4 protein-coding genes are annotated in these 7,573 nt (G+C 65.5%); all 4 read left to right on the top strand.

All coding sequences use genetic code 11. The annotated features are described in order from the left end of the window. Nucleotides 1-1,985 precede the first annotated feature (1,985 nt). The 4 genes from ABZT03_RS42095 to ABZT03_RS42080 all read left to right on the top strand — a co-directional run bounded on the left by ABZT03_RS42095 (nt 1,986) and on the right by ABZT03_RS42080 (nt 7,513). Entirely contained in the window at nt 1,986-2,834 is an 849-nt protein-coding gene (locus ABZT03_RS42095) for a ParA family protein (RefSeq protein ID WP_079088861.1), read from the top strand. Continuing rightward, a complete protein-coding gene (locus ABZT03_RS42090; RefSeq protein ID WP_356049339.1) occupies nt 2,831-3,898 on the top strand; it encodes a hypothetical protein in 1,068 nt (355 codons plus the stop codon). The genes ABZT03_RS42095 and ABZT03_RS42090 overlap by 4 nt, the downstream gene beginning before the upstream one ends. 387 nt (nt 3,899-4,285) lie before the next feature. Then, complete coding sequence (locus ABZT03_RS42085) at nt 4,286-4,735, top strand: hypothetical protein (protein ID WP_356049337.1); 450 nt, start codon at nt 4,286-4,288, stop codon at nt 4,733-4,735. A 1,560-nt stretch (nt 4,736-6,295) separates the two neighbouring features. Then, nucleotides 6,296-7,513 (top strand): hypothetical protein, encoded by a 1,218-nt coding sequence (locus ABZT03_RS42080; RefSeq protein ID WP_356049335.1) that lies wholly within the window; start codon nt 6,296-6,298, stop codon nt 7,511-7,513. The last annotated feature ends 60 nt before the right edge of the window (nt 7,514-7,573 follow it).

Genomic DNA, 7,573 nt, shown 5'->3' with positions numbered 1-7,573 from the left:
TTCTCCGCGACCGAGCAGATCGCCGCCCACTCGGTCGGATGGTCAGGCCGGACCTCGGCCACCAGCCGCACCGCACGCTCCCGCAGCTCGGCCGGGTAGTTCCTCGAAGGACGTGACATGGACTCCATCTCCTCACGAAGTGGAGTCTCCGGACACGCCGGGGCGGTTCACCACTAACGCGCGTGCCTGTTCGCGGACACATACGACGAAGACGGTGTACGTCTCGTCTGGACCTACACGGTGCCGGGCCGGTACTTCGACCGTGGGCAAATGACGTAACGGCTGGATCGTCGAGAACGGGCGCACTGGGCAACTGGTGGACAGCCGAGACGATGCCCGCGCCGAGCTGGCCGAGGCATGGGCGACAGACCAAGTGGCCGCTATGGCGTGAGGTCTGGAAGGCAGCTAGGCGCGCAGTGACTCGAGGCCCCGAGCATCTCTGTCCTGAAGCAGGTGAATGAAGCCGGGTTCGATCCGGGGAACTCTAGAGGCACCGAACTGTTCACTTATTCACACACTTCCACGCACGCACACATGCACACGGCCTCACTAACGCGTCGACCTGGTGTTTTACTGCAAGTGCGCCCCAAAATCGCTCACCTTGAGAAGTAGGCACTACCCTCGGCGCGAGGAAGCGCAAGAAGATCACCATTCCCCATGGAGCTGAGATTCACTAATTCACACACTTCCACGCACGCACACGTGCACGCGGACGTGATCGCGCCCACTCTTCCTCTCCACCTTTCGCTCTCTCTTCTTTTCGCACTCACTTCCTCGCTTCCATGTACGCGCGCTTCATCTCGCTCCATCGCATTTGCTTTCGTGCGCCACTTCGTTCTTGCTTCACCTCTCACGTTTTTACGCTGCCCCATACCCTCTGCTGCCTCTACGTTCAGTCGTGCGTCGCTTCCTTCAACTACGCGCGCAACCGCTCGTTCACTCATCCGTCCGGCCGTCTCTTCGGGCGCTTTTTCTTCGCCTCTCTCGTTCATCTTGTTGTACGCACACTCCTACGCTCCCTCGGTCGGCTTCACTACAGCTCTACGGCTCATACAACGTTTCGCCCCTACGTTCTTTGCTGCGCGCTTGCTTCCGATCTTGCGCACGCCCCTCGCTGCTTCAATCCGCACCCCCTCTCTAACCCTCTGCCGTCCGTGTCCACGTCGACTCGCGCGCGCTTGCGGCCGTACTGCGGCAAAGCGCCCCCCACAGTCAGAAGTGCTGGCGCACTCTCGCAGCCGCCTTATTTTGCGCGGGCTTTCGTCGACTCTTCACTCCGGTGTGGCGTACTAGTCGACGCGCGCCTGAACTCCACCTGCCACGCGCCTCCACTGCGACGCGCTAGCGCACCCACCCTTAGGCGCTCGTCCCGTCATGTGCAGTCACACCCAGGCGGCAAGTACCACGGGCAGACGCAACCCCTACATCCGCTACCTCAAGCCCTCGCATGACAACGCTGACGAACTCACTCGCTGCTGCGCCTCAACTCTCACGAGCGGCGCCCCCCGCACAACCATGTGCGCCCCCGGCCGCCCTGGCCCGGTCGACCCAACGCACGCCGAGCCGCACTTCCGGGCAGCCGTCCCATCGCACTGATGCCAGCTCACGCGAGCCCTACCGCGGTCATGCTGTCCCGCGGTGATGCGGCCCGGACTGCGGCCTCACACCTCCACTTGACGCCCTAGGCCCGCACGCGGAGACGCGGCGCCGTCAGTCAAGGCAACCAAGAATCGTTATATATCGCACAAAACGCGCTATAACGCGTCACCGGGAAGAGAGTTCGGGACTGACAGATTCGATGCCTCAGTCGAGCGAGTACCGTCGACACGCTGTCCGACCCGGTACTGCAAGGGATACGACTCCCCGACTGTTAATCTTGCGACCGTCATAGTGAATCTGACAGTCCCAAACCCCCAACAGACGTCGACAGTGCCCCAGGACAGCGAGCAACCAGGGCGAGGTAGGGGAGAGGGAGGAAGGCACCCATGAAGGTCATCATCCTCGCCAGCCAAAAGGGTGGAGTGGGTAAAACCACGACAACCGCGAATATCGGTGCAAGTCTTGCCAGCGGTGGAGCTCGCGTCGGCATGATCGACCTCGAACTCCAGGGCCAGCTCGGCGTCTCCCTTGGCGCGTTCGCCCGGAAGCCGCAGGACATCGGTAGCGCGCTGATCGACTACATCGACGCCCTTGACTCCGACGACCTCGGAGCGATGCCGCCGCTGCACAGCCGCATGGTCGACCGAAGCGTCCTCCTCAAGGAGTTCGAGAAGCCTGGGACCCTGAGCGTCATCGGGTCGGTCATGAACGTTACCGACCGTGCCCGAACCGAGGTAGCGAAGCGCGGCTGGGAGGCCATCTCCAGTCTTAGAGAGCTGCTCGTGACGGTGGAGGACGAGTTCGACTTCATCCTCGTCGACACCCCACCCTCAGCGGACGCTCTGTCCTCGGTAGCTCTTGCCGCCGGCGACTTCGTCATCGCCGTGTGCAACCCGCGCCTCGCAACCGCCGATGGAGCCCGCGTGGTGCGGAACAACGTTGCGAAGGTCCCCGAGAGGACCGAGGGAAAGTGTCAGCCTGTCTTCCTCGGCACGGTGATCAACGAAGCACAGCCGCCTTCCAAGCGAACCGATGAGGCTGACGCTGTCGACACGTACCTCCAGAAGCACGAGCTCGCGCCCTTCAGCAAGCAGATCCGAACGAGCCCGCAAATCTCCGCTTCGTATGGAATCAGCCGACCCATCGTGATTGATGAGCCGAGCTATGCGGCAAGCGGCTGGTACGAGGACCTCACCGTCGAGATCCTCGCTCGTATGAAGGGCTCGACGACGTGAGCACCGTTCCTGATGACCAGGTGGAGGCACAGGAAGGCACAGGGAAGCGGCCAGCCGAGGCTGGAGCGAGCCCGAAGCGGAAGAGAGGGAAATCCCGATCTTTCGATTTCTCCGCCATCGAGCACGTAGGCAACGATGCCACCGAGGGTGGCTTCCTTGGCGACGATGCAGCCGAATCTGAACGCCGTGGCAGCTCCGAGCCGACCGCCTCGCTTCCGCCAGCACCCGAACCGCCAGCCCCCGCAGATGAGGAACCTGCTCGCGAACTGCGGCCTGTCAAAGTCGACGAACCTCCTGCGGGGGTGCGGGTGGCAGTAGAAGCCACCCGCACCTTGCCTCCAGATGACGCCTCCAACGCGGTGTCCCTTCCCAATCAGGCTGCTGGGGCAGAGGCGGAAGAGCCGCCAGTGGCGCAGCTGGCCAAACAGGAGAAGGGATCCGACCAACCCTTCGTCGAGGCGCCCGCCTCGGCTGCTCCAGAGGCGATCACTACAGAAGAGGGCACTCGCCCCAGTCGGCCGGCCACACGGCAACGCCGCAATGACGGGCCAGGGTTTTCCGCTGCCTCGGCGGAGCCGACTCTAAGGCCGAGGCGAAAGAAGGCAGGCAGCCCAGGTCCAGTTCAAGCTACCGTCCTTCAGTCGTTCATCAAGCACCGCACTGAACGAAACTGGGTGACTTGGTCTGGCCGAATCGAGGGCGAGACCAAGGCCCGGCTCCTGGACAAGGCTGACGACGACGCAGCAAGCTCGAAGCGCAACCTCATGCCCGGCCACTATCTCGATGCGGCTCTGCGAAAGATCAGCGAGCTGAGCCCTGAGGAGCTCGCGTCGCTCGCCAACGAGTGGCTGATCGAGAGGTGGTCAGGCGAGCACCCGCCGGGCGTGAGCATTCAAGCCGGAGTTTCCCCCGACATGTCCGAGTTCCTCAAAGGACTCAAGCGCACGATGCGTGGCCAACGGGGTGCCGGGAGCGGAGGAATCATCCTCGACGTCGTCTCCGCAGCCGTCGACCGCTTCCTTGACGAGGTCGACGAGGAAGGCCCATTCCCCTCAGTCCGGTAGAAATCAGCGCGTAGTTGAAGGGCTCGGCCACATCGGCCGGGCCCTTCAACTACATACTGATTCACATATTCACCCACTTCCACGCAGGCACCCCAACACGCACCCATACGCACGACGTTGCGCGCCTGCCGCCGCAGGGGCCGCCCGCCTCACCCATGGGCGGAACTTCGCACCGTGACACTGTCACGCTCACCGACATCCCTCTCTGCTCCTGTCACTACCGCGATCGTGACGGCTTATTGGGGGAATTTGCCCTGATTCACGGGTTATTGGTGGGCCATCAAGCCGTGGGGCAGTACGACGATGCGACACCCAGTGGTTCTGTCATTACCAAAATGCTGGGGTTCACGGGGTAGGATGCCGCTAACGGAAAGTGAGGATGGATTGATGAGGACTGCCCCGGGCGGATGGTCACTCAGAGCCCTGGCACAAGAGGCCCATGTTCTGCCCAAGGTGGCGCGAGACGCGGCTGACGAGGGCGTGATCGACGCCCACCACATCGTCGAGTCGGACATCGTTCTGGTCCGGCTCTACGGCGCGTTGAAGCGCCTGGTCTGGCCGGAAGAACGTCGGCCGGCCAACAAGGACCAGGGGCTACGGGTCTGGGAGTCAATAACGATCGAGACTGCGCGGGCTGCCCTGCCGGACGAAGTCCAGCCAGATACGGGCCTGTTCGTACACCAAACCGGATGTGAACTGGCCACGGGCCCGGGGCCCTACTGCTCCGCCCTCTTCAAGCTCGCTTCGGAGCCCTTCTACTACGCGCCGCTGGGCCTCTGGTTCACGGAACTTCCATCGAAGCGGCCGACCAACGAGGTCGTCGGCTCTGCCCGCTAGCAGCGGCTTATGACGTGCACTCAGGGGACGCACAGACTTACCCCCTGATGCGAATGGCCGGCCCGGGTGCAGGACCCGGGCCAAATGTCGAGGAGGTTAGGCACTACTCAAATTCCAAACTCCACACCGTCACGTGATCGGCTCCTCTACCTCCCCAGGCAGCGCCGGTCCGCGATGGCCGTTGTTCTCCCACCTCCTCGACAGGAGCAGATCATAGCTACCCGTCCGAGGGCTGGTTCAGTCCTGCCCAACGCCGAAACAACGCGGCGCGCCCCGGCCCCACACTCGCCCGACAACCTCGCTGATGAGCGGCAGGCCAATGAGCCTCTTCTGCTATCTCCAGCGATGCGTACGGCTCTTGCCTCCGCAGTTCGGGAGCTGGTTCACGACTCCCGACTGGCTGGGCAAAGTCCCCTCGTCAAGCTGACCGCCGTGGTCCTGTTGGCGAAAGCTCCCTTGATGTCTGCCGTCGTAGACATGACGGCTCGTGACGTTGGTGGCTGGCTGGGATGCTCGGTCTCGCACGTTGGGCACACGTTGGTGCCGGATGCGAAGAAGTCGGGTTCCATCTTGTGCGCGCCAAAGCGGTCCGAGAAGGGGCGAACTGTCGGGCTGCGCTTTGAGCTCCTTCCGCTGCGGGAAGCGCGCGCTGCTGCTGATGGGGCGCCGCTCGGGACGCTGACCAAGCGGGAGCTGGCGACACTGTTGAAGTTCTGCGAGGCCGTGACATGTCCGGGATGGACACCGAAGGACAAGCCCGCCACCTCGGCTGGGTTCATGGCGTCCCGGCGCGAAAGGGGCGCGGCAACGGACCGTCTGGCCATGATGCTGCTGTGCCTGGAGGCCCGAGCCGACGGTCGGGTACGGATGGCCCCAGGTCGGGTAGCTCAGGGGATCAGGCGAGCCGATGTGACTGTGGCTCGCCTGATGGGTTGCGAGATCGATGTCGCAGCAACTGCGGTCGACCGCTTGGTGGCCGCCGGGGAACTCCAGTTGGAGGGGGAGGAGCGCGCTGATGGCGGTCGGCTTCGGGTGCCAGCGGTCGCAGCCGCACATGAGCGGCTGCGCAAGGTATCGCCAACGGAGTCTGCCAGCCGTGCTTCCGTGTTGGCGGATGAACCGGCGCAGGAGGGTGGAGCGTGTCCACGGTGCGCAGGGACCGAATCTCCCGGGGACGAAATGGTGTTGGCCGGTGATGGGTGGGCTCAGGAGAGCCTGGAAGACCTCCTGTTGGCCGCCTCCGCCGCCTCCACTTGTGCATCCGGGGATCAGGTGGACAGGAATTCGGTAAATGCCCAGGTCAGTACGGGTCCTAGCGAACAAGTCGACCCGTCGGCTTCTGCAGACCTCCACGCTGGCCACGCACCCATGGTTACTCAAGGTGGTTCTGGTGCTGCTTCATCTGGCTTTTCCGGCGAAGCCGCGTTGGGGTTCTCAGCGTTGCCGGAGCGCGCGTACGAGCGCGAGACCGAGTCTGGGCCGGACAGGATCGGCGTGGTCGACGAGCCGCGTGGGCAGGGGAGCCCGCTTCGCGGGGAACAGCAGCCAGATCGAGCGGCGATGAGGCAGACGGTTCCTGGGCCGGTCGTCGCGAAGCCGGTCCGGTTGCGGTGGTCGTTGCCGAGGGGGCTGGAGCAGGTGTTGGACCCGGTGCGGCTGGAGTGGGCCCGGATCGGGCATGCCTGGGGTCGTACCCGGGTGCGGGTGGCGCTCAAGGCCGAGTTGCGGCGGCTGGCCGGGATCGGCGGCTCGGAGCAGGCACCGGTGGTGCTGGCCGAGCGGTTGGAGCGGCGGCTTGCTGCTCAGCGCGGTGAGCGGGTGCGCGAGCCGGTCGGCTGGTTGTTGTCGCGGGGTTTGCCGCAGCGGGCGGAGTGCCACGCGTCGGCGTGCGACGACCAGGTGCGAATGGACACCGGGCTGGTGTGCCCGAGCTGCGAGCTGCTGATCGGGGACCGGCGGGCGCTGCGGCACCAGGTCGTCCAGGCCGTGGTCGCCGAGCTGCCCCGCTGGGCGCCGGCCGAGGCCCGGGCCGAGGTCGAGCGGCGGCTGAGCCATGAGGTCGCCCTTGCGGCTGCGCGGGATGCTGTCCGGCGCGAGCGCGCCGTGGTGGAGCGGGCGCGCCGCGAGGTGGTCTGGGCGCGGCAGCGCGAGGAACTCGCGACAGCGAAGGCGGAGTTGGCGGCCCGGGCCTGCGAGGAGTGCGGGGTCCCGGAGGCGGGTGGTCTATGCCTGGTGTGCTCACAAAACCGCACGGCCCGTGCGGCGGTGGAGCAGGCGGCCCAGGTCGCGGCCGCGGTGAGCGGACCGGTCCAGGACCTGGGCGTGGTGGCGGCCCGGCTGGCAGCGTGCCGGGCCCGGCTGGAGGACGAAGTCGGCCGGGTGACCGGGCGGTTGTGGGGCGAGGGGATGCCGGAGGCCGCGGTGGCCTGGGAGGCGCGGACCCTGGCCGAGCAGCTGCTGCGCAAGGAGCAGGCCCGTGCGAGGGACGCTCTGCTGGACTCGGCGAAGGCCCAGGCAGAGGCCGAACGGGTCTTCGCCATCGAGCGGGCGCGGCACAGCGGCGAGCTGCAGGCCCGAGCGGCTGCCGAGCAGGCCCGGCAGCGTTGCGCGGAGTTCCTTCTCGCCCAGCGGCTCGGCCAGGTCCGGGCCGTGGATCAGCCATCCGATTGCGCGGACGTCGACGGATGGCGGCAGCGGCTGGCGGTGCGTCCCCTCGGCGATGAGGTTCGCGTGCCGCAGCCGAGGCGTTGTCAACTTGTTGGGGCAGCGGGTCGTTGAGGGTGTGTTAGGTCGTGGTGGGGCCGGATGGCGGCCTATGGTTCAGCCTGCCGTGGGCAG

It is taken from the genome of Streptomyces sp. NPDC005574 (assembly GCF_040605435.1).
Taxonomy (GTDB): Bacteria; Actinomycetota; Actinomycetes; order Streptomycetales; family Streptomycetaceae; genus Streptomyces.
This window is presented reverse-complemented; position numbering and strand designations above follow the sequence as displayed.

Coding starts and splice junctions, on each gene's coding strand:
- ABZT03_RS42095 (WP_079088861.1), top strand. CDS start 1,986: ATGAAGGTCATCATCCTCGCCAGCCAAAAGGGTGGAGTGGGTAAAACC.
- ABZT03_RS42085 (WP_356049337.1), top strand. CDS start 4,286: ATGAGGACTGCCCCGGGCGGATGGTCACTCAGAGCCCTGGCACAAGAG.
- ABZT03_RS42080 (WP_356049335.1), top strand. CDS start 6,296: ATGAGGCAGACGGTTCCTGGGCCGGTCGTCGCGAAGCCGGTCCGGTTG.